Annotated in this window: 29 protein-coding genes and 1 tRNA gene; 11 read left to right on the forward strand and 19 right to left on the reverse strand. The window is 48.6% G+C overall.

Annotated features, from left to right (window positions below; translation table 11 throughout):
- Window positions 1–78 precede the first annotated feature (78 nt).
- Together ACH0VJ_RS03285 and ACH0VJ_RS03290 are read right to left on the reverse strand one after the other, a co-directional pair.
- Complete coding sequence (locus ACH0VJ_RS03285) at window positions 79–1275, reverse strand: anaerobic sulfatase maturase (protein WP_000029238.1); 1197 nt, start codon at window positions 1273–1275, stop codon at window positions 79–81.
- Between the two features lie 289 nt (window positions 1276–1564).
- Window positions 1565–2311, reverse strand: coding sequence for a MipA/OmpV family protein (locus ACH0VJ_RS03290; RefSeq protein ID WP_000163762.1), 747 nt, complete (start codon window positions 2309–2311; stop codon window positions 1565–1567).
- Between the two features lie 426 nt (window positions 2312–2737).
- Between ACH0VJ_RS03290 and yeaG the strand changes: the two genes are divergently transcribed.
- On the forward strand, window positions 2738–4672 hold the full coding sequence (gene yeaG / locus ACH0VJ_RS03295; protein ID WP_001518010.1) for a protein kinase YeaG: 1935 nt from the start codon (window positions 2738–2740) through the stop codon (window positions 4670–4672).
- A gap of 122 nt (window positions 4673–4794) precedes the next feature.
- Window positions 4795–6081, forward strand: a complete 1287-nt coding sequence (locus tag ACH0VJ_RS03300) for a YeaH/YhbH family protein (RefSeq protein WP_000219714.1) — start codon at window positions 4795–4797, stop codon at window positions 6079–6081.
- Window positions 6082–6230: 149 nt separating this feature from the next.
- Here the strand turns inward: ACH0VJ_RS03300 and ACH0VJ_RS03305 are convergent, their stop codons facing one another.
- Window positions 6231–6428 carry a hypothetical protein gene (locus ACH0VJ_RS03305; protein ID WP_012218875.1) on the reverse strand — a complete coding sequence of 66 codons (198 nt, stop codon included), beginning with the start codon at window positions 6426–6428 and terminating at the stop codon, window positions 6231–6233.
- Window positions 6429–6721: 293 nt separating this feature from the next.
- Between ACH0VJ_RS03305 and dgcJ the strand changes: the two genes are divergently transcribed.
- Window positions 6722–8215: a diguanylate cyclase DgcJ gene (gene dgcJ, locus ACH0VJ_RS03310; protein ID WP_001048646.1), complete on the forward strand. Its 1494-nt coding sequence runs from the start codon at window positions 6722–6724 to the stop codon at window positions 8213–8215.
- A gap of 49 nt (window positions 8216–8264) precedes the next feature.
- The gene (locus tag ACH0VJ_RS03315; RefSeq protein ID WP_162264798.1) at window positions 8265–8783 is read left to right on the forward strand and encodes a YbaK/prolyl-tRNA synthetase associated domain-containing protein; all 519 of its coding nucleotides are present in this window, start codon (window positions 8265–8267) and stop codon (window positions 8781–8783) included.
- Here the strand turns inward: ACH0VJ_RS03315 and yoaI are convergent.
- A complete protein-coding gene (gene yoaI, locus ACH0VJ_RS03320) occupies window positions 8780–8881 on the reverse strand; it encodes a small membrane protein YoaI (RefSeq protein WP_000272233.1) in 102 nt (33 codons plus the stop codon). The genes ACH0VJ_RS03315 and yoaI overlap by 4 nt on opposite strands.
- 205 nt (window positions 8882–9086) lie before the next feature.
- On the opposite strand from yoaI, the gene ACH0VJ_RS03325 reads away from it, so the two are divergent.
- Window positions 9087–9533 carry a DUF441 domain-containing protein gene (locus tag ACH0VJ_RS03325; protein ID WP_000460698.1) on the forward strand — a complete coding sequence of 149 codons (447 nt, stop codon included), beginning with the start codon at window positions 9087–9089 and terminating at the stop codon, window positions 9531–9533.
- On the opposite strand, the gene ACH0VJ_RS03330 is transcribed toward ACH0VJ_RS03325, so the two are convergent.
- The gene (locus ACH0VJ_RS03330; RefSeq protein WP_000579798.1) at window positions 9513–10307 is read right to left on the reverse strand and encodes a helix-turn-helix transcriptional regulator; all 795 of its coding nucleotides are present in this window, start codon (window positions 10305–10307) and stop codon (window positions 9513–9515) included. The two genes, ACH0VJ_RS03325 and ACH0VJ_RS03330, sit on opposite strands and share 21 nt — an antisense overlap.
- Window positions 10308–10407: 100 nt before the next feature.
- Here ACH0VJ_RS03330 and ACH0VJ_RS03335 point away from each other — a divergent pair, with 100 nt between their 5' ends.
- Window positions 10408–11592 (forward strand): CynX/NimT family MFS transporter, encoded by a 1185-nt coding sequence (locus ACH0VJ_RS03335; protein ID WP_000205341.1) that lies wholly within the window; start codon window positions 10408–10410, stop codon window positions 11590–11592.
- A gap of 118 nt (window positions 11593–11710) precedes the next feature.
- Complete coding sequence (locus ACH0VJ_RS03340) at window positions 11711–12058, forward strand: DUF488 domain-containing protein (protein WP_001222527.1); 348 nt, start codon at window positions 11711–11713, stop codon at window positions 12056–12058.
- On the opposite strand, the gene ACH0VJ_RS03345 is transcribed toward ACH0VJ_RS03340, so the two are convergent.
- Together ACH0VJ_RS03345 and ACH0VJ_RS03350 are read right to left on the reverse strand one after the other, a co-directional pair.
- Window positions 12044–12355 (reverse strand): hypothetical protein, encoded by a 312-nt coding sequence (locus tag ACH0VJ_RS03345; protein WP_000487129.1) that lies wholly within the window; start codon window positions 12353–12355, stop codon window positions 12044–12046. The two genes, ACH0VJ_RS03340 and ACH0VJ_RS03345, sit on opposite strands and share 15 nt — an antisense overlap.
- Before the next feature lie 68 nt (window positions 12356–12423).
- Window positions 12424–12675, reverse strand: a complete 252-nt coding sequence (locus ACH0VJ_RS03350; protein ID WP_000673492.1) for a DUF333 domain-containing protein — start codon at window positions 12673–12675, stop codon at window positions 12424–12426.
- Between the two features lie 195 nt (window positions 12676–12870).
- Between ACH0VJ_RS03350 and ACH0VJ_RS03355 the strand changes: the two genes are divergently transcribed.
- Window positions 12871–12969 (forward strand): YoaK family small membrane protein, encoded by a 99-nt coding sequence (locus tag ACH0VJ_RS03355; protein ID WP_001589065.1) that lies wholly within the window; start codon window positions 12871–12873, stop codon window positions 12967–12969.
- A gap of 138 nt (window positions 12970–13107) precedes the next feature.
- Here ACH0VJ_RS03355 and ACH0VJ_RS03360 read toward each other — a convergent pair whose 3' ends face one another.
- From ACH0VJ_RS03360 to ACH0VJ_RS03385, 6 genes are all read right to left on the reverse strand, one after another.
- Window positions 13108–13356: a GlsB/YeaQ/YmgE family stress response membrane protein gene (locus tag ACH0VJ_RS03360; RefSeq protein WP_000512149.1), complete on the reverse strand. Its 249-nt coding sequence runs from the start codon at window positions 13354–13356 to the stop codon at window positions 13108–13110.
- A 313-nt stretch (window positions 13357–13669) separates the two neighbouring features.
- Window positions 13670–14311 carry a hypothetical protein gene (locus ACH0VJ_RS03365; RefSeq protein ID WP_000762777.1) on the reverse strand — a complete coding sequence of 214 codons (642 nt, stop codon included), beginning with the start codon at window positions 14309–14311 and terminating at the stop codon, window positions 13670–13672.
- Between the two features lie 229 nt (window positions 14312–14540).
- Window positions 14541–14723 (reverse strand): DUF1869 domain-containing protein, encoded by a 183-nt coding sequence (locus ACH0VJ_RS03370; RefSeq protein WP_000513733.1) that lies wholly within the window; start codon window positions 14721–14723, stop codon window positions 14541–14543.
- Between the two features lie 2 nt (window positions 14724–14725).
- On the reverse strand, window positions 14726–15088 hold the full coding sequence (yeaR, locus tag ACH0VJ_RS03375) for a DUF1971 domain-containing protein YeaR (RefSeq protein ID WP_001248993.1): 363 nt from the start codon (window positions 15086–15088) through the stop codon (window positions 14726–14728).
- A gap of 172 nt (window positions 15089–15260) precedes the next feature.
- Entirely contained in the window at window positions 15261–15899 is a 639-nt protein-coding gene (gene leuE / locus ACH0VJ_RS03380) for a leucine efflux protein LeuE (RefSeq protein WP_000457190.1), read from the reverse strand.
- A 195-nt stretch (window positions 15900–16094) separates the two neighbouring features.
- A complete protein-coding gene (locus ACH0VJ_RS03385; RefSeq protein WP_000617990.1) occupies window positions 16095–16640 on the reverse strand; it encodes a chorismate mutase in 546 nt (181 codons plus the stop codon).
- Window positions 16641–16722: 82 nt separating this feature from the next.
- Here ACH0VJ_RS03385 and ACH0VJ_RS03390 point away from each other — a divergent pair, with 82 nt between their 5' ends.
- A complete protein-coding gene (locus ACH0VJ_RS03390) occupies window positions 16723–16878 on the forward strand; it encodes a hypothetical protein (RefSeq protein WP_000908466.1) in 156 nt (51 codons plus the stop codon).
- A gap of 78 nt (window positions 16879–16956) precedes the next feature.
- A complete protein-coding gene (locus tag ACH0VJ_RS03395; protein ID WP_000208086.1) occupies window positions 16957–17205 on the forward strand; it encodes a biofilm/acid-resistance regulator YmgB/AriR in 249 nt (82 codons plus the stop codon).
- Window positions 17206–17459: 254 nt separating this feature from the next.
- Here the strand turns inward: ACH0VJ_RS03395 and ACH0VJ_RS03400 are convergent, their stop codons facing one another.
- The 6 genes from ACH0VJ_RS03400 to ACH0VJ_RS03425 all read right to left on the reverse strand — a co-directional run bounded on the left by ACH0VJ_RS03400 (window position 17460) and on the right by ACH0VJ_RS03425 (window position 21182).
- A complete protein-coding gene (locus ACH0VJ_RS03400; protein WP_000190263.1) occupies window positions 17460–18308 on the reverse strand; it encodes a MerR family transcriptional regulator in 849 nt (282 codons plus the stop codon).
- Window positions 18309–18376: 68 nt separating this feature from the next.
- A complete protein-coding gene (locus tag ACH0VJ_RS03405; protein ID WP_001562706.1) occupies window positions 18377–18970 on the reverse strand; it encodes a helix-turn-helix transcriptional regulator in 594 nt (197 codons plus the stop codon).
- A 144-nt stretch (window positions 18971–19114) separates the two neighbouring features.
- A complete protein-coding gene (aadA, locus tag ACH0VJ_RS03410; protein ID WP_000175800.1) occupies window positions 19115–19903 on the reverse strand; it encodes a cryptic aminoglycoside nucleotidyltransferase ANT(3'')/ANT(9) in 789 nt (262 codons plus the stop codon).
- Window positions 19904–20011: 108 nt separating this feature from the next.
- On the reverse strand, window positions 20012–20659 hold the full coding sequence (gene zinT, locus ACH0VJ_RS03415) for a metal-binding protein ZinT (protein WP_001537483.1): 648 nt from the start codon (window positions 20657–20659) through the stop codon (window positions 20012–20014).
- A 111-nt stretch (window positions 20660–20770) separates the two neighbouring features.
- Window positions 20771–20847: transfer RNA gene (locus ACH0VJ_RS03420), tRNA-Arg, on the reverse strand.
- A gap of 8 nt (window positions 20848–20855) precedes the next feature.
- Window positions 20856–21182 carry a four-helix bundle copper-binding protein gene (locus tag ACH0VJ_RS03425; protein ID WP_001183699.1) on the reverse strand — a complete coding sequence of 109 codons (327 nt, stop codon included), beginning with the start codon at window positions 21180–21182 and terminating at the stop codon, window positions 20856–20858.
- A gap of 193 nt (window positions 21183–21375) precedes the next feature.
- On the opposite strand from ACH0VJ_RS03425, the gene ACH0VJ_RS03430 reads away from it, so the two are divergent.
- Complete coding sequence (locus tag ACH0VJ_RS03430) at window positions 21376–22509, forward strand: mechanosensitive ion channel family protein (RefSeq protein WP_000456073.1); 1134 nt, start codon at window positions 21376–21378, stop codon at window positions 22507–22509.
- Window positions 22510–22555: the final 46 nt, after the last annotated feature.

The following is a 22555-nucleotide window of genomic DNA, read 5'->3' on the forward strand; positions in this document are numbered from 1 at the left end:
CGACGGTAAAACAATACAGGACTCTTAGACCCTACGGTAATGTCCGGCATCATACCGCGCAAGGGGGCGATTTTCTTGTCACTGACGAACGTCATCTGCAATCATGTCGACGATGCGGGTAATATGCGCGGCGGGCCGCTGATTCAGTAATAATTGACGCATCACATTCATATAGGGCGTCACATGTTGAAAGAACTCCAGATATCCTTTACAGAGATAATTTTGCCGTTCGCCGCCGTCCATACAAATTCGATGTTTCGGACAACCGCCGTGACAGGCAAAGCGCCACGTACAGTTCTGGCAGCGTGAAGAAAGGTTTGCTTTAGCCGCGCCAAACTGCTGCTGAAAAGGAGAGGCCGCCATTTCTTCTAAAGAGTGTTGCTGCAGATTGCCCAGTTTATAGGCGGGAAAAACAAAATGGTCACAGCTAAACACGTCGCCATTCTGCTCCACCAGCAAACTTTGCCCGCAGGTCGACTGCATCGTACAAAGCGTGGCGGGCTCCCCCATCCAGACGCCAAGTAAGTTGTCAAAAAGCTGTACGAATATGCGTCCGACATCGTGACGTATCCATTGATCAAAAACATCGCACATAAAGGCGCCCCACCCTTCAGGCGTGACGGAAAAGGGCATCAGCGAAGGCGAATCTTCATTGTCAGATAACGTCAAAGAACGCTGCGCTTTTTGCGCGAGCGGCTCAACAATGGGAATAAATTGCAGGTGTTTACTTTCCAGTTCCTGCGTCAAAAAATGATAAATAGCGTTGCCATGACGGCATGACGCATCATTCACGACAGTGAGCGTGTTGAACTCGACATCATTTGCCTGCAGAAGGCGGATAGCATTAACGACTCGGGAAAAAGACGCCCGCCCTGACGGCGTTTTCCGGTAATTATCATGAACGACTTGCGGCCCATCAATCGATATACCAATCAGGAACTGGTGCTGCGAAAAGAAAGCCGCCCACTCTTCATTGATTAATACGCCATTGGTTTGCAGACTGTTGTAGATAGTTTTGCCGTTGGCATAGCGTTGCTGCAAGCGCACCACTTTTTGGTAAAAAGAAAGACCGCATAGCGTCGGCTCTCCCCCCTGCCAACAAAACGAGACCTCTGAGGATAGCGTATCATCAATTACCCGGCGGATATACGTCTCCAGCACATCGTCAGACATGACGCGCTGGCCCCGGGGTTTATCAAGATAGAAACAGTACTTGCAGGATAAGTTACACAGACTGCCGCTGGGCTTGGCTACGGTATTGAATACTATGCTCATTCGTCTTACTCGCTGTGAAGAATGGGTATAGCATAAGCGGGACGTGACAGGGCGATATCAGCCAGCATTGCAACAATTATTACGCTAATTGTTAGCGCAGTTGTAATCACCTGGATTTTTCATATAAAAGGCTAGTTTTTTAAATTGATGTAACAAAGTATAAATCACGTAAGGCTGCGCCATCCCCGGTCAACAGCGCATTTATGCAAGCCGCCATGTTCGCGTTTCAGTTAGCACAAAGCCTGCATAACGCAGGCTTTGTCATGGTTTTTCCGGCAAATTCAATCAATCAGAATCTATAGGTCACGCCAGTAGAAAGGATACCGGTCCAGGATTTATCCACCATCGGGCTGTCGGTAATTTCATCCGACAGGCGGGTGTAGCGCGCAGTACCATATACGCTCCAGTTACCGGCGAAATTATAGTTAGCGCTAAGTTCAAGATACGGGTTCCAGCTATCGTTCGGGTTATAGCCGCGCAGGCCGCTACGCGAAGATTCTTTACGTGATACGCCGTAATAGTAATCGTTCTGGTTCTCGCTATTCCATTCAACCCCGATACCTGGCGTTAAGGTCAGCCCGCCATTGGTATACCGATACAGCCAGGCCAGATCCCAGACAATACCGTTACTGTTATCCAACGTATCCCCTGCCAGTGAGGTACGCAGGAATCCATATTGGGTGTGATGCGCGTAAGAAACGCCCGCCATCATAGTACTTTTACGCCTGTCCAGACGACGCAACTGATGGTCATCGCTGTCGCCCGGTTTGAAGTACATCGGGGACCAGTATGCCATGATTGACAACTTATCGGCATTGTCATTCCACAAGTAATACCCGCCGCCCAGACCACGGAACCAGAAGTTTTCGCTTTCATAAGCGATGACCGGTATCGGATAAACATCGCTATCGTAATCTTTATAAGGGTGTTCAACCACACCAACGCCTGCGCCCAACGTCAGGTTGCTTTCAGCGTGCGCGACGCTGGCGGATGTTGCAATAAACACGCCAAGAGCCAGAAGTTTAAGTTTGGTCACAATCCATAATTCCTTATTCAAATGTTCTGCGGCAAAAGTGTAACCGCCAATACCTGTAAGCCCAACTATTTTACACAATGTAACCGTTTAATATCACCATCATCGATTATTTTCAGATGATCGGCTGATGATCGTTATGTGACCGGGAACGCTTTTTCTGATATCCACCAGCCTTTTCTACCTGATGAGTTATTGATATGTCATCGAAATCCACTGACGCGTACAGGCAAGTTTTGCAAATGCCATCTACGCTTAATGTTAAGAAGGTGTATCACCGGACACGTTGATCTTCTGACCAATAAAATGGCATGAGAGTTGCTTTTTTTTCCTTAGCAGAGACGGCGTTCAGTCTACCTCTTCCGGGAGCCTCTACTATTCATATGAACGGCTCTTAACATGTGCGAAAAAACGAAAGGATGGCATATCATGAATATATTCGATCACTATCGCCAGCGTTACGAAGCTGCCAAGGACGAAGAGTTCACACTGCAGGATTTTCTTACCATTTGTCGGCAAGATCGCAGTGCTTATGCCAACGCGGCAGAGCGGCTATTAATGGCTATCGGCGAGCCTAATATGGTCGACACTGCCCAGGAACCCCGACTTTCCCGACTCTTCTCCAACCGGGTTATTGCTCGCTATCCTGCGTTTGAAGAGTTTTACGGCATGGAAGACGCGATTGAACAGATTGTCTCTTATCTAAAACATGCGGCGCAAGGGCTGGAAGAGAAGAAGCAAATTCTCTATTTGCTGGGACCTGTGGGGGGTGGCAAATCATCGCTCGCTGAACGGCTGAAATCGCTAATGCAGCGCGTGCCAATTTATGTTTTAAGCGCCAACGGCGAGCGTAGTCCGGTCAACGATCATCCGTTATGCCTGTTTAATCCGCAGGAAGACGCGCAGATTCTGGAAAAAGAGTACGGTATTCCGCGCCGCTATCTCGGTACGATTATGTCCCCGTGGGCGGCCAAACGCCTGCATGAGTTTGGCGGCGATATTACTAAATTCCGCGTGGTGAAAGTCTGGCCCTCCATTCTGGAGCAGATTGCCATCGCCAAAACGGAACCCGGCGATGAAAACAACCAGGATATTTCGGCGCTGGTCGGCAAGGTGGATATTCGTAAACTCGAACATCACGCCCAGAACGATCCGGATGCGTATGGTTACTCTGGCGCGCTGTGCCGCGCTAACCAGGGGATCATGGAGTTCGTCGAGATGTTTAAAGCGCCTATTAAGGTGCTGCACCCCTTGCTGACCGCAACTCAGGAAGGTAACTACAATGGCACGGAAGGTATTTCCGCCCTGCCCTTTAATGGCATCATACTTGCCCACTCAAACGAATCTGAATGGGTGACTTTCCGTAACAATAAAAATAACGAAGCGTTCCTCGACCGTGTCTATATTGTGAAGGTGCCTTATTGCCTGCGAATCTCCGAAGAGATCAAAATCTACGAGAAACTACTTAATCATAGCGAGCTGGCTCATGCGCCCTGCGCGCCGGGCACGTTGGAAACGCTTTCGCGCTTCTCGATTCTTTCCCGCCTGAAAGAGCCGGAAAATTCCAGTATTTACTCGAAAATGCGCGTTTATGACGGTGAAAGCCTGAAAGATACCGACCCTAAAGCTAAATCGTACCAGGAGTATCGCGACTATGCGGGTGTGGACGAAGGGATGAACGGTCTCTCCACCCGATTCGCCTTTAAGATCCTCTCCCGCGTATTCAACTTCGACCATGCGGAAGTGGCGGCAAACCCGGTACATCTGTTCTACGTTCTGGAACAACAAATCGAGCGTGAACAGTTCCCGCAGGAGCAGGCTGAGCGTTATCTGGAGTTCCTGAAAGGCTACCTGATCCCGAAATACGCCGAATTTATCGGCAAGGAGATCCAGACGGCCTATCTCGAATCTTACTCTGAGTACGGGCAGAACATTTTTGATCGTTACGTGACTTATGCGGATTTCTGGATTCAGGATCAGGAGTATCGCGACCCGGATACCGGTCAACTGTTCGATCGCGAGTCGCTGAACGCCGAACTGGAAAAAATTGAAAAACCAGCGGGTATCAGTAACCCGAAAGATTTCCGTAATGAGATAGTAAACTTTGTCCTGCGCGCCAGAGCCAACAATAGCGGCCGTAATCCAAACTGGACCAGTTACGAGAAGCTGCGCACGGTGATTGAGAAAAAAATGTTCTCTAATACTGAAGAGCTGTTGCCGGTCATTTCTTTTAACGCCAAAACGTCGACTGACGAGCAGAAAAAGCATGACGACTTTGTCGATCGGATGATGGAAAAAGGGTATACCCGTAAGCAGGTTCGTTTGCTGTGCGAGTGGTACCTGCGCGTGCGTAAATCGTCGTGATGTTAATGCCCGGTGGCGCTTGCGCTTACCGGGCCTACAAAGTAATGTTCTGTAGACTGGCTAAGCGTTAGCGCTATCCGGCACTGACAGAACAGGCGCTCAGTTGGCAGTACGGGGGGCATATGACCTGGTTCATAGACCGACGTCTTAACGGCAAAAATAAAAGCACGGTGAATCGCCAGCGCTTTTTGCGCCGTTATAAAGCACAAATTAAGCAGTCAATTTCCGAAGCGATTAATAAACGCTCTGTGACCGATGTCGACAGCGGAGAGTCCGTCTCTATTCCAACCGATGATATTAGCGAACCGATGTTTCATCAGGGGCGCGGCGGTCTGCGCCATCGCGTCCATCCGGGTAACGATCACTTTATCCAGAATGATCGCATTGAGCGTCCGCAAGGCGGTGGCGGCGGCGGTTCCGGCAGCGGTCAAGGTCAGGCCAGCCAGGACGGCGAAGGCCAGGATGAGTTTGTTTTTCAGATTTCAAAAGATGAGTATCTGGATCTGCTCTTTGAAGATTTAGCGCTGCCTAATCTGAAGAAAAACCAGCATCGCCAGCTTAACGAGTATAAAACTCACCGCGCCGGTTTCACCTCAAACGGCGTACCGGCCAATATCAGCGTGGTACGTTCGCTACAAAACTCTCTGGCGCGCCGTACAGCAATGACGGCAGGAAAACGCCGCGAACTGCACGCGCTGGAAACGGAACTGGAGACCATCAGCCACAGCGAACCAGCTCAACTGCTTGAAGAGGAGCGGTTACGTCGGGAGATTGCCGAACTACGGGCTAAAATCGAGCGAGTGCCGTTTATCGACACCTTTGATTTACGCTATAAAAATTATGAAAAACGGCCTGAGCCCTCCAGCCAGGCGGTGATGTTCTGTCTGATGGACGTCTCGGGTTCGATGGACCAGGCAACCAAAGATATGGCCAAGCGTTTTTACATTCTGCTCTATCTGTTTTTGAGCCGAACGTATAAGAACGTAGAGGTGGTTTATATCCGCCACCATACCCAGGCGAAGGAAGTGGACGAACATGAGTTCTTTTATTCGCAAGAGACCGGCGGGACGATTGTCTCCAGCGCGCTTAAACTCATGGACGAAGTGGTTAAAGAGCGCTACGACCCCGGTCAGTGGAACATCTATGCGGCGCAAGCGTCAGACGGTGATAACTGGGCCGACGATTCACCGCTGTGTCATGAGATTCTGGCGAAAAAGCTGCTGCCGGTAGTGCGCTATTACAGCTATATCGAGATTACCCGCCGCGCCCACCAGACCTTATGGCGCGAGTATGAACATCTGCAGGCGACGTTCGATAACTTCGCCATGCAGCATATTCGCGATCAGGAGGATATTTATCCGGTATTCCGCGAATTGTTTCAGAAACAGAGCGCCAATCAAAGTGCATAACCATAAATCAGCCCGTAATGAGTCACGGGCTGATTTATCACTAACAAGGCAATTATACATACTACCAGTATAATAGCCGTAAACCTGTATATCTCCTGACTGGATTAACCTTACATGCGCCGACTTATCACTGAAATACTATGGATTTATTAATGCCAGCAATACTCACCAGGAGGTGGCGGTAATTGCAGAGAATCAGGGGGTTGTAGTTTGCAAAAAAGCCATGGACCCGAAAAATCAAAATCCCACGGACTATCACTACCCGACGCTGCCATAGCAGACGACGTGAACCCCGCAGCCAGCAATGCAAAAAGAAAAATTGTTGCCATTTCTTTAAATCGTTTCATAGTGCCTCCGAACGGAAGTACATTATTATCCTTACCACTTCACACTCCTTTCGCGTAATAATAAAGGCTATTTTATTTTCGTTAGTGTTAAATCGATGCCGTTAATTAACAATTTACTTTTTGCGACAATAGTCACGACTGAAAATATCAACATCATATATTATTGAATTTATTAAATCGAGAATGATTTTTATTCCATAACATCAACACGTTTTATTTTTAAACAGTCTATTAGAGGAATTCTCATCGCTATGGTAAACTAACGCATCCGACTTTCAGGGCTGTAGTTCATCATGAATTTGCATCATAAAGCGCTCAGGCACTTTATCTCGGCAAGCGTCATCGTTTTGACATCGTCCTTCCTGATTTACGAACTTATTGCCAGCGACAGGGCAATGAATGCCTATATGCGTTATATCATGGAGAGAGCCGATTCGTCGTTTTTGTACGATAAGTACCAGAATCAGAGCATCGCCGCACATTTGATGCGAACTTTTGAAGCGCCGGGAGACCCCGTCACCGCAGAAAAACACCGCGCGTTTTGCGACGCCTTTGAAGCTATTAACGGTACGCACGGTGTCAACCTGACCCGGCATAATTATCCGGCGCTACATGGTACTCTGCAAACCGCCGCTACACAGTGTACCGATAATCTTGATGACGCCCTTTTACTGCCTGCATTTGATCAGGCGGTAAGCATCAACCGTTCGCAGGACGACCATAGTCACGGGCTGGGCACACTGGAGCTTAAATTCCGTTATTACGTTGATTTAAATAAACATTATGTCTATTTCTATGATTTAATCAACTCACGGCGCTTCGCCATGCATCGTTGGACTTTTTTACAAAAAGGCACAATGGGTATTAACAGAAAAGATATAGATAAACTTTTTACCGGCCGTACGGTTATTTCAAGTATCTACATGGATGATATTACTCAGGAAAACGTCATGAGTTTTTTAACGCCAGTCTATCTGGCGGGATCGTTAAAAGGCATCGTGATGGTGGATGTTAACCAGGATAATTTAAAAAATATTTTTTATACCCAGGACCGCCCGCTGGTTTGGCGTTATCTTAACGTAACACTAAAGGATATGGACTCCGGAAAAGAAATTATTATTAATCAAAGCAAAAATAATCTGTTTCAATATGTGAATTATAGCCATGATATCCCTGGTGGGCTGCGCGTTTCGTTGTCCCTTGATTTAACCTATTTCCTTGTCTCGTCCTGGAAAGCGCTGGCCTTTTACTTACTGGCAACGGCGCTCCTGCTTAATATGGTACGGATGCACTTTCGGCTTTATCGCAACGTCACACGCGAAAATATTAGCGATGCCATGACCGGGCTTTACAACCGTAAAATATTAACACCGGTGCTGGAACAGCGACTGCAACGCCTGGTCAATACCGGGACGCCGGTGACATTTGTCGCTATTGATTGCGATAGGTTAAAACTGATCAACGATACCCAGGGGCACCAGGAAGGCGACCGAATTATAACCCTGTTGGCGAAAGCGATTAAAACATCGATTCGTAAAAGCGATTACGCCATTCGCCTCGGCGGCGATGAGTTCTGTATTATTCTTGTTGATTACGCGGCGGATTTGGCTATCCATCTGCCGGAGCGTATTATTCGTAACCTGCAAATTATCGCACCGGATAAGACAGTCCATTTTTCTGCCGGGATTTATAATATGCAGCCCAATGATACGATTAATGATGCCTACCAGGCTTCCGATGCGCAGCTCTATCTGAACAAACAACAAAAACAACATCGTTCATCATAGTGCTTCGCAGTAAATGTTCATATTGCACCAGGAGTGAGAAATGGCCGAAATGACTGAAGTCGCGAAGGGTGTCGCTACACACCAACGTTTAGTGGCTTTATTAACCCAGGAGAACGCGCGCTATCGTGTGGTGAACCATGAAGCGGTAGGGAAATGCGAAGCGGTATCTGAAATACGCGGTACTGCGCTGGGCCAGGGCGCAAAAGCGCTGGTCTGTAAAGTCAAAGGCAACGGCGTCAACCAGCACGTTCTTGCTATTCTGGCGGCCGATCAGCAAGCCGACCTCTCTCAGCTTGCTTCATATCTGGGCGGCTTACGCGCTTCCCTTGCCAGCCCGGCGGAAGTCGATATGCTGACCGGCTGCGTTTTTGGCGCGATCCCGCCTTTCAGTTTTCACCCTAATCTGAAACTGGTCGCCGATCCGCTCCTGTTTGAGCGTTTCGATGAAATTGCCTTTAATGCCGGTCTGCTGGAAAAGTCAGTCATTATGAATACACAGGACTATCTGCGCATCGCCCGACCAGAACTGGCAGTCTTCCGCCGCTTTCAGTCATCGCCAACGGCTTAGTCCTCTTCAAGGAGCAATATAGACACAACAATAATGATAAAAATGGCGAAAAACGACGCCGTTATCATAAGCGCTTCAAGAAACGGTGGATCGTACATAATTGTATCCTCAGGAAGACAACAATGACGGTTCACCGGTTAGCAATACGCGGCGTTGATGGCAATTTAATGACAACGCTGTTTTTCACGTAGAAATTGTCTTTCAGGCAGTTGCCTGAAATCCGCATCAATCGTTAAAAAGGCCTGTGCGCTTTGCCGTTTGGGCGTAAAGTAGTCAGGCTTACTTTTTGGCAAGGAAACCATAATGTTTGATGTCACTCTGCTGATCCTGCTCGGACTGGCAGCTCTGGGATTTATCAGCCACAACACCACTGTCGCCGTCTCAATTCTGGTGCTGATTATTGTCCGCGTAACCCCGTTGAATACCTTTTTTCCCTGGATTGAAAAACAGGGACTCACCGTCGGGATTATCATTCTGACCATCGGCGTAATGGCTCCCATCGCCAGCGGAACCCTACCGCCCTCCACATTGATCCACTCTTTTGTGAACTGGAAATCGCTGGTCGCGATTGCTGTCGGCGTTTTCGTCTCCTGGCTGGGCGGTCGCGGCATTACGCTGATGGGAAACCAACCGCAGCTCGTCGCCGGGCTGCTGGTCGGTACGGTACTTGGCGTCGCGCTGTTTCGCGGCGTGCCGGTCGGCCCACTGATTGCGGCGGGGCTGGTCTCTTTAATTGTGGGGAAGCAGTAACTCGCCCGTCAGATACTGGCCTGGCGTCTGCCCCAGGCCTTTTTTAAACATGGTAATGAATGCCGTGGTGGAATCATAACCCAGCATTTGCGCCGTCTGCTGTACATTACGTCCCGCGATCAGCGCTTGTAGCGCCAGAATTAATTGCAACTGATGACGCCAGCGACGAAAGCTTAGTCCCGTCTCTTTGACGACCAACCGGGCAAGGTTACGCTCGCTCATCGCGAATACGCTGGCCCACTGCCCTAATGTATTCCATCGCGCGGGCTCCTGCGCCATTGTCTCAACCATTTGGCGGATTTTCGGATGCCCCGATACCGGTAATTGCAATTGTTCCTGCGGCTGCTGCGGCAGTTCATCAAACAACACCTGAATAAGGCGCTGCGTTGGCATTTGCGCTCTTTCGGAATCGGTTCTGCGCGCCAGCGACAAAATCAACTCCCGGCATAACGGCGAAATTTTCAGCGTGCAGCAACGCTCCGGCATGACGACCGCCGCAGGTTCAATAAATAAAAAGCACAGCTCCGCCCCTGCGGTCACATGATTACTGTGCGGCAGCGAGCCGGGGAGCCAGACGGCATACTGGGGCGGCACCATCCACATCGCATTTTCCACCTCACAGGTGATCGCGCCGTGCAGAGCGAGAATCAACTGTCCCTTGCGATGCTGATGGCGAGGGCTAAACAGTTCATCATCCCTGGCGCGAATACAAAAGGCCACAGCAGCATCGTGGTGAAGGTCGGGATCGTAACCGTCCAGTCTCAGGCCAATCATTATATTGTCCGATTTTAGCGATAAATTGTCATTTTAGCTTGATTCATCCAAACAGTAAAAACTGTTAAGGTATCGCCTCGCCTGACGAGATGAGAAAACGATGACGACAGCCCTTTCACCACGCGGCAAACAGGGCGCTTTACTGATTGCCGGTATTTTGATGATAGCCACTACGCTGCGCGTAACATTTACCGGCGCTGCGCCGTTGCTGGAGACAATCCGTTCGGATTACGGTCTTTCCACCGCCCAGACGGGCCTGCTAACAACCTTGCCGCTTCTGGCGTTTGCACTGGTTTCGCCGCTGGCGGCCGGTATTGCCCGCCGGTTTGGGATGGAACGCAGTCTGTTTGCCGCAATGCTGCTGATTTGCGCGGGTATTGCTCTCCGCTCCCTGCCCTCCGCTGCATTGTTGTTTGCCGGAACTGCCATTATTGGGTGCGGGATAGCGCTGGGTAATGTGCTGCTACCAGGATTGATTAAGCGCGATTTTTCACAACATGTCGCCAGGCTGACGGGCGCGTACTCATTGACGATGGGCGCCGCCGCCGCGTTGGGGTCCGCGCTGGTGGTTCCGCTGGCGTTGCACGGTTTTGGCTGGCGCGGCGCGCTGTTAATGCTAATGCTGTTTCCGCTGTTGGCGTTTCTTATCTGGTTGCCGCAGTGGCGCACTACCCGCTCAGCTAACCTGAGTAGCTCCCGGGCATTACATGAACGCGGTATCTGGCGTTCGCCTTTAGCCTGGCAAGTTACGTTGTTTCTGGGACTTAACTCACTGATTTATTATGTGATTATCGGCTGGTTACCAACAATACTCATCAGCCACGGTTACAGCGAAGCACAGGCAGGATCGCTACATGGCCTGCTGCAACTGGCGACCGCGGCGCCTGGGTTAGCTATTCCGCTTATTTTGCATCGCTTTAACGATCAACGCTGGATTGCCGCGCTGGTCTCACTATTGTGCGCAGTGGGCGCGGCGGGGCTTTGGTTTGTGCCGGGCCAGGCGATCATCTGGACGCTACTGTTCGGCTTCGGTTCAGGCGCGACGATGATCCTCGGCCTGACGTTTATCGGCCTGCGCGCCAGTTCGGCGCATCAGGCGGCGGCGCTTTCCGGCATGGCGCAGTCGGTCGGGTATTTACTGGCGGCATGTGGGCCGCCCGTCATGGGAAAACTTCATGATGCCAGCGGTAGCTGGTATCTACCGCTATCAGGCGTGACGGTTCTGGCTATCATCATGGCGATTTTCGGCCTCTACGCCGGACGCGATCGAGAGATAGCGTCATAAATAAACCTGATACCCACTTGAATGCCTGATGACGCTTCGTTTATCAGGCCTGATCCATTAAAATCATTACCGCTATCCGACAAAAGTACCGTAAGCGACACCATCACAGGAGGGAAAAATGCGAATCCAGTGTAAGCGCGTCTATTTCCCGGCGGAAAAAGACGATGGTTATCGGGTATTGGTTGACAGGCTATGGCCACGCGGCATTAAAAAAGCAGCGCTGGTCTATGATGAATGGAATAAGGCCATTACGCCCTCCACCGAATTGCGCAAAGCCTTTCATAGCGAACTGATTGATTTTAACCACTTCGCGCAGCAATACCGGGCAGAACTTGCGCAACAGCATCAAGAAGGCAAACGGCTGGCGGATATTGCCCGACACCAGCCGCTAACGTTGCTATACGCCGCTAAAGATACTCGCCAGAACCATGCCATTGTGCTGGCAGAGTGGCTACGAGAGCTGTGATTGTCGGGCCGCCGCCTGGCCTGGTTGTCTGTCCGGGGACAACGGCATCAAATGTTCTGCCCGCACCCAGGCAAAACCGTGCTGGCCATCGGCGGAGGCTACATCGCCCGTGACCAGCCACAGCGCCCGAGGCGCTTCTTTCGGCAGTAAGGTGACGTGTCCATTTACCGGGTTAATGAATTCATCTCCGGGTTGACACAGGCAAAATAGCTCAACCGACTTACCAATATTCCGCCGTCCGGCGGGTGTTTTAGCGCCAATAACTATTGCCAACGCGCCCGGCTTTAACTGAAACATATTTTCTTGCGCCGCATGAAACTCATTATCAGATTGTTCTTAATCATATCCCGTCGGACCGCAGGTTGTCACTTTTTCGTATCAGGGTGCTCTCTGCGCCATAATGTCCACTCATCAATGATTTCGCCATTGGGCAATTTGCAATCGGAACGCACGCCTTGTGGGGTCTGCACCGGCATCAGCGTACCGCCCTGTTGCTCACAGTAGACGGCTGCCGGATTAGGCATCCCAATACGCGGCGGCCTGGGGGCGTTGGGTTGCGACGATGAACAAGCGCTCAGCAGCAATACGCCTGGCAACGCAATCCACGTAAATTTCATAACGACTCCTTAAAGCGATATTTTGTCCAGGATAACCTGGCGGGTACGCTATTTCCATACTTTCTGTCAGCGCTTTAGTGGGTGTTTATCCCGGGTTAAGTCAGCAATAGCCACGCCCTGTCACAAAGCAACCAACCTTTTGTCGCTGAGAAAAGCCTGCTATTCTGGCGCCCCCTGAACAGTGAAGGTAATAGCATGAGAGTGGGTATCCTCTTCCCTGTCGTCATTTTCATTACGGCAATATTATTTTTGGCATGGTTTTTTATTGGCGGTTACGCCGCGCCGGGAGCATAACCATGAGGAAAACAACGATGGTGTTGATGGGCATCGCGCTAATTGCGGCGGCGGGTACCGAACTGGGCTGGTGGTAAATTCATTTTGAATAATAAAGGCTACCTGTCGTAGCCTTTATTATCTCTGAAAGTTCTGCGTTTAGCTTTTGATTTTTCTGTAGATTAACAGCACGACAATCGCGCCGATCACCGCGACTGCAAAGCTGCCGAAGTTGAAACCATCCACTTTGCCAAAGCCAAAGAACGTACTGATCCATCCTCCGACTACCGCACCAACGATCCCCAGAATGATCGTCATAAAGAATCCGCCGCCATCTTTACCTGGCATGATCCACTTAGCCAAAATACCCGCAATAAGTCCAAAAATAATCCATGAAAGAATGCCCATTTTTTCCTCACTTATGTCTTAACGTTAGCGGTTTATTTGCCGTTAAAAAGAATAGCACATCGTCAGGAAAGTGAAGTTTGTGATATCCATCACCTTTTAGCGTCGTGGATAAAAGCGCATAAATATCAGGGTTGCAATCATTAATGATAACGATTATCTTTATCAATACCGAGTGGTTGAGTTTATAACCCACCTGTTCGGTACGACATTGCTCACATTGCTTCCAGTATTATTTGCCCGCCTCACCGAGTGCGGGCTTTTTTTGCTAACCGCTATCTATCCCATGCCGAATTCATGGTCTTTTTCAGCCGCGCTATTTTGCGTGATACGGGGTCATCTCCAGCGCAGAACATTCATCCTGCTTGTCCTGCTGCATAAACCCCACGGTCACCATAAACAAACCGATCATAAATGGCACTTCATAAAGCTCTTCAATCAAATCTGTGTAACGAGCGTTATGCAGGAATATCGGCGACAACCACCGATGATGCTCGACAGTGTCGGAAATCAGATATGAACATGCCGTCACGGCAAACAGCCACAATGGCAGAGGAACGTCCCGCAGACGACGAACAATCTCCTTACGTAGCCCGGCAGAAAACAGGACTGGCAATACCAACGCAGCAATTAATAGCACTGAAATCGTTCTGAACAGCATACGCGGCTCGTCAGGGAAATAGTCACGCCCCCAACTGGTGCTTCTACCCAATAGCACCACCCACCAGACAACAGCCCATAGCCAAAACTGCTTTGCCCCTTCGGGACGGGAAAGTGGCCGTATATACCAGGCGGTAAATAGCGCCCCAAACAGTAACCATAACGCTTGTCCGTTTTCAATCCATCGGACCACCACGCCGTTAAGCAAAGGCAATTGCCAGTCCGCCGTAAACGGGATGACCACAGCGGCAAGCGCAAGAGTAAGTGCTGACGAAGTTAATCGGGTATCGAGTTTCATGATTATAAGACTCTTCTGGTTTTTAATACCCAATCATAAGTTTTATGAATACGCTCTCATTAGCAAACAATGCGATATTCTTAATGTTTTCTTAATGTTTCTTTTCAACCCATGTCTGATGTAAATAAACAGCGCTTTTCAATACGCAAAAACCGCATCACGCTGGCGACGCGCGATGCGGCTTCTGATTTAAAAAATCACTTTATATCAAATAGATACTACAAGATCCTTACCAACCGCAAACGTCGTGTTCGTTTTCGGTATCGTAGGAACGCACGGTATTGACCAAATCCTTCACAACTTCTGCTGCAACTTCAGGTACCAGCAACGTCATCGGTGCTTCCGTTTCATAGTCCACAGAGACGCCGTTGCTATTATTCGTGACCGTGACGGTATAAGTAGCTTTTCCCATTATTATTCTCTCCCGGCATGAATGACTTTTCGTGAGGTCGCCCCTTCCATCAGTACTTCCGGCGCGACAAAAAAGTCGATGTTAAAATAGGTATCATCCGTCATGACCTCAATATTGTGCCACTTTTCCGGAGGAAACACGCCAAACTCGCCGGCATTGATCACCATGATCTCTTCCGGCTCAGAGCAATGTTCATCAGCGTATCCGAGATATTTGACCGCCCCCTGCATCACCGAGAGACGAGGATAAACGCCGGGTCGCGTTCCCTTATCAAGGTGGCGTTCGAAAATTCCGGCAGGCGCCGTCTCTTTGTTCCAGAAGGGCGTGGAACGTGTATGGATATGATTTTGTGGAATTTGCCGCATTTGCTTCCCTCTTCCCGCAGGTTACTCAGCGATAATCTCATCGCTGTCGTAAAAAGGTTACGCTCCAAAAACAGCATTTTAAATACCATTTATTGGTTACTATTTTGCTGTTTTCCACGCAATAAAACCGAAAGGAGAACAATGACCCGCCGTTGACGACGGGTCCAGGTGGTTAAGACTGGAGCGTTGCCAGCCGGGCGGCAAATCCGACGAAAAGAAGGCCAATCAAAGAATTGCCCACTTTTGCCAGTTTCTTTTTGGTACCAATATAGTGGGTTACAAAAGCGCCAGAAAGAATTAAAAAGCTCAGATAGCAAAAACTGACGATTTCAAGGGTGGTGGCCAAAATAAAAAATGACACCCCAGTATGCGGCGCAGTAACATCAATAAATTGCACAAAAAAGGAAACATAAAAAAGTATGGCTTTAGGATTCGTCAGGCTAAGAATTAAAGCACGCTTAAAAATAGCGCCAAAAGGAACTACCGTTTCCGTCGCCGCACGCCCTTTTGAGGTCAGAGTGGCGTAAAGGATTTTTGCGCCAAGGTAGAGCAGATAAAACGCGCCGAGATAGCGAACAATGTTAAACAGAACCGGCGTTGTTTTGATCAGCGTCGCCACGCCCGCATACGCCAGAAACATTAATATCGCATCGCCGATAAACACGCCGCATGCGGCAAGATATCCTCCTTTAACCCCGCGTCCCACGCTATTTTTAAGCACAAAAAGCGTATTCGGCCCCGGTACCAGAACGATAAAAATCGCCCCGACCAGGTACGTCCAATAATTCAGAACACCATACTCCGCGAACACATTAACCTCTTCCTGAAAGCATTTACGCTTAGCTGCGAAACAGTATGCTAACGAATGCACCGGAAGATGGGAAGCGAAACCACGTCTCTCCAGCCGCTATTCCGCCACGCTTATATCCCCATCACCCAAAAACGTTCTTTTATCGCGCCCCCGCAGGCAATCACCAGGTATTGGCCCACGTTTCCTCATGGGGGATTAACGCGCGCGTCGCACCAAAGATAGGGCTGCCAACACATCACTGATATCGCTCTCATTCAGATTCGGCGCATTAAAGTGCGTTCTCAGCCACACCATATCCTCATGGCTGAAAGCGCCGACCATCAGGCGCTGGCTGATAATGATCAACATTTGATTATCAAGTTGTCGAATACGTTGCCGGGTGACCGACAAGGTTTGTATCGGAAAGGAGGGTTCTGAGCCGGTTCGCCACTGCGCTAAATAGCGGTACTGTATCGCTTTACTGGCATCCATTAGCGAACGAATAAAAGGGGTTATCGAATGCGGGTCCAGACCGTTATTTTTCGCTTCTTCTTCAGCCTCGGCAAAAACATTTTGTTCACGTGTGAAATCCTCTATCGGCAGATGGTGCTTCATTTTATAAGCAGCCACATCTTTCATTAATAACATGCGTTCATTGAGCGCGGTTAAGAGCGCGCCAAGCGATACCGACGTTACCGAATCGGCAAAAGTGGTGCTGCACATCAATAAAGAACAAAGAAAAATGGCGATATGACGAATCATTAATCAACCTCCTTTTACGGAGGCCTGACAGTAATTTACCTTTATTAAGATAACATTAAGTAATTATTACAGATGGGTATTAATGCTTATTCGTTTAAACTGGAGTGAGAAAAAAGAACAGGCCGTTGATTCTGCGGAATCTTCACCTTCATTTAAAGTGTATAAAATATACAACAAATCACACAAATGTGATGCGCATCACGTTTTTATGATTTTTTATTACAGTTTTATGATATAGGTCTAACTTTAATAGGTCACTAATTTCTCTCCCCCGCTCAGGGAGATCGGCTTCAATTTACATCGAATATGGTGAAATATGACTACCATTACACTAGTCAACGAACAAAATAGTACTGGCAATCCTTTTTCTGCACATATGTTATGTGAACAGCGAGCTATTCAGGAAATTACTTACGAACTATTGCAATCGCAGCAGCATGTCTCAAATAAGGATATCATCGCCAAACTTATTGAAAAACTGGAAACAGAAAAAGACGTAGTGCAGCTTGATATTTACCGTAATGCCTTAGAAGCCGTTTTGTTTCAGACACCTGACGACATCTAATATATACCCAAAATAATTCGAGTTGCTTAAAGGCGGCAAGGGAGTGAGTCCCCAGGAGCATAGATAACTATATGACTGGGGTGAACGACAAATCTGCCGGGAGCAGATTTGAACGTCGCGTGCGACGGCCCGTCAGGGCGAGGCCCATGGATGGGCCGAGTAATCCGTAGCCAACACATAAGCAACTTGAAGTATGAAGAGTATAAACAAGGGAGGGGGTTACTCCTCCCCTGTTCGTTAATAATGCAGATGCCTCAACGTGCGGTGCCTGATTTTTCGTAGCCGTTTGCATGGATTTGCGGTGCAACATGCTGCATGCTTTCTGGCATCTCATGCTGCCGATATACGGCTGGCAGTAATGTTAAGCCTGAGCCATTTTTCACATGAAGACTAAATTTACCCGATTCTTTTAAAGCCTGAATAAGATTTTCCTGCGCGGGAGTTAATGTCTCATCATGCCACAGAACAATATGCTCGAAAGACGTTGATAAAAGATCGGGCATCGGCGCCTGCCAGGGGATGACTTCAACTCGCATACCTTCACTACAATATTTAATCGTTTCCAGCCATAGCTCAATGGGGTCGTTCAGCGAAAACGCAGCAATAAGCATTGTGCCTGCTGGCGCCTTTCGTACGCTACTTAGCTGGAACGTGGCGTATTCAATAATCGCAGTATCCAGTAATGCCTTTTCAAATCGGCGTGCATCATCATCGCCTGCGGACAACCACAGCCGTAAAGGACGCAGTATTGACTCAATTACGATACACGGCGGAATTTCCCGACCATAACGCCAGAGTAATTTTCGCAATTTGGCGGGTTCGAATTTTCTACACTGCGCTAAAATCTCTTCCTGGTAGAATAACCATCCCGAGCGGCAATGCGTTTCTTCACCATAGAGGGCAGGTTTAATCTCTTTTAATGAAAAGCCTTTGCTTAACGCGTCGATAATATGCTGTATTCTGATAGCATCTTCTATGCAATAAAAACGATTGCCAGCTTCATCTTTGGTAGGTTGAAGCAGGCCATAGCGTTCCCAGGACCTGATATTTGCTGTTGTGACACCACACTGCGCCGCCATTGCGCTAATACTAAAAGTAGCCATGCCTGTCTGGCCTCATGATGATGTAAGAAAGCATAGTGAACCTAAACGCCATCAGAAGCAAATTATTATTAAGCAATGACCTTACTATTTACACGGGAAATTACATTATCAACATTATTTATTGTAAGCCAGTGCGTAAAGGCTTTAGAAACGGACAGTATTTGATAGTCCAGAACTGTTCTACAACCTAATTTAGTCAGAACATGGTAGCGTACTGAGTAAATAGTTTTTAAATGTACATTCAGCTCACAGCTTATTTGTCGGATATCCATTCCTTTAACAAGCATCGCCAAAACATTTCTTTCATTCGCCGTTAATCTGACTTTCTCTGACCTGGGAAAAAATTGACCAGCAGCGGCCAAAATCAGTAACTCACGCCACTCAGCAATAGAGGCATCGACCTTTATTCGATATATAGCATGATGTTCATCAATAAAGTTATATTCATTATGGGTAACAATTCCAATGAGTACCGTTTTAAATGTGGAAGTAATATACTGCTGTACGGTGTAGTAATCGTCGATATCAAAAATAATATAATTTACGTTGCCAGCTATTATTGCGACGTCCTTAAATAAGGACTCCAGACCATAATTAAGAAACAGGTTTTCGCTCAATAGTCTTGTATCTGTCTTTAAAACAGATGATGCGGAACCAGTCATATCCACCTCAACAAAACGAGAGCCATGTGGGAATATCCATTCGATGGCCCGCATAAGATCATCTGCTTACTTCAGCGATGAGAACCTATTAAGTAGTAGTTGAGGAACGCCGTTTGCGCAACCTGACAGACGTCCTGGGGCATCTTATGTGAACTGCGTGGGGATGTGCGTTTTCGCAAAATCCACAAAGCGTACGACCGCAGGCAGCAAAATATGCCAGTCCTGCTGCTCCAGACCTAAATATTCACGCTGCGCCGCACGCAACGGGGCAGCATAATCTTCCGGCAACTGAGGTAACAGCCAGTCAGCCGCCGCATCCTTAGAGGTAAATCTCCCGGTAGAAAGGGTGTACCAGATACGTGCCAGGGTTAAAACGATATGATACTCATCTCCCTGCACATCTGCCGTGGATTGCCAAAGGTCGAGGGGATAACGCAAGGCCTTCAGCAACTGCGCCACAGGGGCTGGCGTGAACAGCCGTTCCGCGCGTTCGCCCTTTAGCGGTATACTGGTTTCCAGAATTTGGGTTATCAGTAACACAATGTCCCAGTCCTGCTGCGCTGGTTCATAAATCCCCTGACAAATGTCCTCTCTTAGCCACTCGCCAAATTGCATTTCCCTGGAAGGTGGAAAACACCAGGGAACCAGCTGCGAATAAAGCACGACAGTGACCTCCAGAGCGCGTTTTTCTGCCGACGCCCCCGGCGGCGATGAAAGCGCCAGCAATTCCTGCATCAGCGTTGCGCGTTGGGCCTCCGTCAGCGGCTGGCATATTGTCACCAGCAGATCAATGTCGCTGTTTGGCTTCAGACCGCCCGCGACAGCGGAACCATATAAATGAATAGCACGCAACGTATCGCCTGTGACACGAGTAATCAGGCGACACGCCGCTTCCGTTTGGCATTGAATCGAGGGCGGTATGGACAGCGTCATCGTTGCTCCGGGGGCGCAGGTATTTTTTATATTGATTGCCAGAAATATGGCATAACGGCAGAAAAAAAGCCCGCTATTCATAGCGAGCTTTTAACATTGCAATCAGACTTAATGATGTAGCATTTCGTCAACGACCTCATTCGCCTTTAACTGATAAGGATAATAGGTAGGCCAGTTTTCCATCTCTTGCAACAATGCCTGCTGCGAGGTATTTCCCATAAAGATATGGAAGTGCGCCGATTTGCGCGGGGCAATGATATGATCGCTAAACTGAACATATTTAGGCGCTTTGCTATTCGCATCTTTACATTCGAACAGGTAGCGCACCCCTTTTTTACCCGATGCGTAAGTCAGAATTTTATAGCCGGCATAATTGTATTTACAGGATGCAACGTTATTGTCGCGATGGAATTCTATAACGCCATTTTCAATGCCGATCGTCTCAACATTCGTCGCGTATCCTTTGCGATAATACGCTTTAATATCCTCAAACGTTTTCTCCGGGTCTTTCTTCGCCTTTTGCCTGAAGACAGGGTCCAGCTCGCCGCTGACCAGATAAGGATAGACGGATTGCCACATACCATCCCAGTCGGTGAGCGCGCGATCGCGTACATTAGCGTCATCAAACACGCCCGCTGCCGCTTTTTGCTCAACCTCCGTCATCGGCGCGCCATGAGCATGATGACCATGCGCGAAGGCAGGACTATTGACCAACAGCATTCCCAGAAGCATTGTCAGTTTTTTTAAATGAATCACCAAAACGTTACCCTCATCTTTCTTAGAAAGATGATTGTTATATTATAACATTGCATTTATTTCAACAGAAACTCAGCGGCCACCGCGCAGGTGGCCTTTTTTGATATCAACTGGTCCGCCATCGAGGAATTGAACCCCGAACCTTAGAGGTAGAAGCTCTATGCTCTATCCGGTTGAGCTAATGGCGGAAGAAAAATTACGCGGCCATTTTAAGGCAGGCGTCTGCGCATTGGCTGCATGCCCGCGCGCAATTCTGGCAATGATCGTGATCGTGCCTTGCACACTCTTCGGCGCAGGCTTTGCAGATATCCGCGCACAGGCGGCATAATTTTTGTGAGTACTCGCTTTCCAACGCCATAAATTGTGCCGCCAGGCGACAAATGGCCGCACATTGCATATCTAACTGGATGCAGTGCTTCATCATTTCGACGTTATCTTCACGCAGACAAGAAGAGGCGCAGATATCACACGCCGCCGCGCATTCATAACACTGCTCAATACACTCACGATGTTCTTGTTGCATAAATGACTCCTTATTTTATTAAGAGGAGTAGATAAGTCTGCACAGAAACGCCGGGATAGCCAAACGGCTACCCCTCTTTTTCATACTTTTTGAACAAAAGTGCTGAATAAAACAGCAATAGTAAAGCCGGAAATCGGCCTCCGTGATGTGACGTCTATACTGTAATGTTCATCTGCTTTTCATCGGAGGTAAAATGGAGTATTTAGCACGACTAAATATCGTTGCGATGCTGATGTCAACGACGTTCTGGATCAATCTGGCGGTCGTTTTTTTCGTCACCCTCATTACTTACTGGCTCATCAACTGGCTACTTAATGTGGTCTATAAAGCGCTACAACGCCCGGATAAAAAGAATGATGCTCATGGGCGGCTGCGGCCTATTGTTTTCGAGATGCTGAAAAAGACCAGTAAGATGCTAATCTTTTTTGCCGCATTTCTCTTTAGCCTGCGCTTTGTCGCCCTGCCCGACCGGTTATTCTCTACCCTCTCTCACGCCTGGTTTTTAGTGGTTGCGATTCAAATGGCGATTTGGCTTGATCAGGGCGTACAGTCATGGATGCGTCATTTACTGTATGCCCCAGGCTCCAATAAAAACCCGGTGACGTTAGTCATTCTTGGTATGATTTTGCGCGTGCTCGTCTGGTCTATGATGTTGCTCTCCATCCTGGCGAACGTCGGCGTGGATATTACCGCACTGGTAGCCAGCCTCGGCGTGGGCGGTATTGCTATTGCCCTGGCGGTACAAACCGTTCTGAGCGATGTCTTCGCTTCGCTGTCGATTGGTTTCGATAAGCCCTTCGAGATCGGCGATTTCGTCGTCTTTAATGATGTAGCCGGTACGATTGAACATATCGGTTTGAAAACCACTCGCATCCGTAGCCTCAGCGGCGAACAGATCGTTTGTGCGAACGCGCAGTTGTTGCAGCAAACCATACACAACTATAAGCGGATGCAAACGCGTCGTATCGTGTTTACTTTTGGCGTCGCCACTGCGACACCGCCGGAAAAGTTACGCCTCATCGGCGATATGGTGAAAAAGATTATTACCGATGTCGGCGAAACACAATTCGACCGCGCCCATCTACTGGCCTTTGGTCAGGATCGGCTGACCTATGAGGTGGTGCATATCGTCAATACCGCGGATTACAATAAATACATGGATATTCAGCAAGAGATAAATATCCGTATTATTGAAAAACTCATTGAGAATGATATCGAACTGGCGCTGCCAAGTCTGGTCGTCAGAGCCCCTGTACAGGTTGAAGAGACCAGGGACTACAGTAATACCGCTGATGCAAAAAACGCAGATAAACGCGTCATGCAGTAAAATCTCTGCCGACAATACCGGGAACCCATGGGTTCCCGGTGCGTTA

Origin of the sequence: Salmonella sp. 2020_1459, assembly GCF_043847915.1 — a bacterium.
Taxonomy (GTDB): Bacteria; Pseudomonadota; Gammaproteobacteria; order Enterobacterales; family Enterobacteriaceae; genus Salmonella; species Salmonella enterica.